This is a genomic window from Vibrio sp. (assembly GCF_047973365.1).
Taxonomy (GTDB): domain Bacteria; phylum Pseudomonadota; class Gammaproteobacteria; order Enterobacterales; family Vibrionaceae; genus Vibrio.
Genome location: NZ_JBKEBW010000098.1, coordinates 1 through 3,243, shown reverse-complemented (window position 1 = coordinate 3,243; position 3,243 = coordinate 1). Strand labels below are relative to the sequence as shown.

Below are 3,243 nucleotides of genomic sequence, written 5' to 3'. Positions count from 1 at the left end.
GCTATCGAGAATGCGAAGAAGCTATAAGGCTAACTAGGAGGCGATATGGCACCAATAACCTTTCACCTAGACGTAGTAAGCGCTGAGAAACGTATTTTCTCTGGTCGTGTAGAAACGTTTCAGGTGACCGGTAGCGAAGGTGAGCTGGGTATTTTCCACGGCCACACTCCGCTACTGACCGCTATCAAGCCTGGTATGGTGCGTATTGTGAAACAGCACGGCCACGAAGAAATCATTTATGTTTCTGGTGGTATGGTAGAAGTTCAGCCGGGTACAGCAACTGTACTGGCTGATACTGCTATCCGTGGTGAAGAGCTAGACGCGGCGAAGGCAGAGGAAGCGAAACGTCGCGCTGAGGAGAATATCCAGAACCAGCACGGCGATATGGACTTCGCTCAAGCGGCCAGTGAACTGGCTAAAGCCATTGCTCAGCTACGAGTAATTGAGCTGACTAAGAAACGTCGTTAATTTTATTAACACGTTTCATGAAAAGGCGACCATTGGTCGCCTTTTTTGCTTTATTTTTGACAGAAATTAACGACAAAGAATTAACACCCTCCCCGTAAGCCGCTAAAATGCCCTCAGTCGTTACCTCAACAGATAGGTTCAACATGAAATTTAGCGCTGTAATTTTGGCCGCGGGTAAAGGTACTCGCATGAATTCTAACATGCCAAAAGTCCTTCACACCCTTGCTGGTAAGCCGATGGTTAAACACGTGATCGATACGTGTAATAGCTTAGGCGCTCAGAATATCCACTTGGTTTATGGCCACGGTGGTGATCAAATGCAACAAGCGTTGTCTGAAGAGAACGTTAATTGGGTGCTACAAGCGGAGCAACTGGGTACAGGTCATGCGGTTGATCAGGCATCAGCGCAATTTCAGGATGATGAGAAGATCCTCGTTTTATACGGTGATGTTCCATTGATCTCTGAGGAAACTCTCGAAAGTTTGCTAGATGCTCAACCAAACGATGGTATTGCGTTACTAACCGTGGTGCTTAAAAACCCGACGGGTTACGGACGTATAGTACGTAAGAACGGCCCTGTAGTGGCGATCGTTGAACAGAAAGACGCAACTGAAGAACAAAAGCTGATCAAAGAGATTAACACTGGTGTGATGGTTGCGACTGGCCGTGATCTAAAGCGCTGGTTGTCAGGTTTGAATAACAACAATGCTCAGGGCGAATACTACCTGACAGACGTCATTGCTGCGGCACATGAAGAAGGGCGTGCAGTTGAAGCTGTACATCCAGTGAGCTCAATTGAGGTTGAAGGGGTTAACGACCGTATTCAACTGGCTCGTTTGGAGCGTGCGTTCCAAGCTCGTCAAGCAAACAAGCTGTTAGAACAAGGCGTAATGCTACGCGACCCAGCTCGTTTTGATCTGCGTGGTGAGTTGCAATGTGGTATGGACGTAGAAATTGACGTTAACGTTATTATCGAAGGTACGGTTTCCATCGGTGATAACGTGGTTATCGGTGCGGGTTGTATCCTGAAAGACTGTGAAATCGATGACAATACCGTTATTCGTCCATACAGCGTGATTGAAGGCGCGAGTGTGGGTGAAGATTGTACTGTGGGCCCGTTTACTCGTCTTCGCCCAGGCGCGGAGTTACGTAATGATGCTCATGTTGGTAACTTTGTTGAAGTGAAAAATGCGCGCATTGGCGAAGGTTCTAAAGCTAACCATTTAACTTACATTGGCGATGCTGAAATTGGTCAGCGTGTCAACATCGGTGCGGGTGTGATTACCTGTAACTATGATGGTGCCAATAAGTTTAAGACCATCATTGGCGATGACGTATTTGTCGGCTCTGACAGCCAGTTGGTGGCACCTGTGACTATCGCTAATGGTGCGACAATCGGTGCTGGTACCACTTTAACCAAAGATGTCGCAGAAGGTGAGTTAGTGATCACTCGCGCGAAAGAGAAGAAAGTGTCTGGCTGGCAACGTCCAACCAAGAAAAAATAAAAAGAGAAGCCAGCTAAATGCTTAATGCCAATCAGTTAAGAGAATCCTCGTTCCCACGGTCTGAAGTGACCCCCAATAATTGGTTGTCCAACTATTGGGGGTCACTTCAGACCGTGGGAACGAGTATCAACCTAGTTGATAGTGGGAATGGTGGTTACTTAATCAACTCTTTCGCTTTCTCAACCACATTTTCAACCGTAAAACCGAACATTTTGAACAGTTGATCTGCTGGTGCAGATTCACCGAATGTGGTCATACCGATGATTTTGCCGTTTAGACCAACGTACTTGTACCAGTAATCCGCGATACCGGCTTCGATAGCGATACGTGCGGTTACGTCAGCAGGAAGTACTGCTTCACGGTAAGCAGCGTCTTGTTTGTCGAATGCATCGGTTGATGGCATTGAAACAACACGGACTTGCTTGCCTTCAGCAGTAAGCTGCTCAGCCGCTTTTACCGCCAATTCCACTTCAGAGCCTGTGGCAATCAGAATTAACTCAGGTTGGCCTGCACACTCTTTCAGGATGTAGCCACCCTTAGCGATATCCGCCACTTGCTGTGCTGAACGTGGTTGTTGTGCTAGGTTTTGACGAGAGAAAATCATCGATGTTGGACCATCTTTACGCTCGATAGCCAGTTTCCAAGCCACTGCTGATTCCACCTGGTCACATGGACGCCATGTGCTCATGTTTGGCGTTAGACGTAGAGAAGCGGTTTGCTCAACCGGTTGGTGAGTTGGACCATCTTCGCCCAGACCGATAGAGTCGTGCGTGTACACTTGGATGTTTTGCACTTTCATCAGTGCTGCCATACGCAGGGCGTTACGTGCGTATTCCATGAACATCAGAAAGGTTGCGCCGTAAGGAACGAAACCACCGTGTAGCGCGATACCGTTCATGATCGCCGTCATACCGAATTCACGCACACCGTAGTGGATGTAGTTGCCTGATGCATCTTCTGGCGTGATTGACTTAGAGCCAGACCACATGGTGAGGTTCGAAGGTGCAAGGTCAGCCGAGCCGCCCATAAATTCTGGTAGCATTTTACCAAACGCTTCTAGTGCGTTCTGCGATGCTTTACGTGATGCAATGTTCGCTGGGTTTGCTTGAAGCTCCGCGATAACCGCGTTTGCTTTTTCTTCCCACTGCGCAGGAAGCTCGCCGTTCACACGACGTTTGAATTCTGCTGCTAGCTCTGGGTAAGCTGCGGCGTACGCTGCGAATTTTTCATCCCATGCCGCTTCTTTTGCTGCGCCTGCTTCTTTTGCATC

At 48.3% G+C, this 3,243-nt stretch carries 3 protein-coding genes; 2 read left to right on the top strand and 1 reads right to left on the bottom strand.

What is annotated here, in order from left to right; genetic code table 11:
• The first annotated feature begins 45 nt into the window (after positions 1-45).
• Entirely contained in the window at positions 46-468 is a 423-nt protein-coding gene (locus ACK5MF_RS13015; RefSeq protein WP_416922873.1) for a F0F1 ATP synthase subunit epsilon, read from the top strand.
• 143 nt (positions 469-611) lie between these two features.
• Positions 612-1,973: a bifunctional UDP-N-acetylglucosamine diphosphorylase/glucosamine-1-phosphate N-acetyltransferase GlmU gene (gene glmU, locus ACK5MF_RS13010; RefSeq protein WP_416922871.1), complete on the top strand. Its 1,362-nt coding sequence runs from the start codon at positions 612-614 to the stop codon at positions 1,971-1,973.
• A 154-nt stretch (positions 1,974-2,127) separates the two neighbouring features.
• Here the strand turns inward: glmU and ACK5MF_RS13005 are convergent.
• The coding region (locus ACK5MF_RS13005; RefSeq protein WP_416922869.1) for a transketolase-like TK C-terminal-containing protein at positions 2,128-3,243 on the bottom strand (1,116 nt) is incomplete at its 5' end.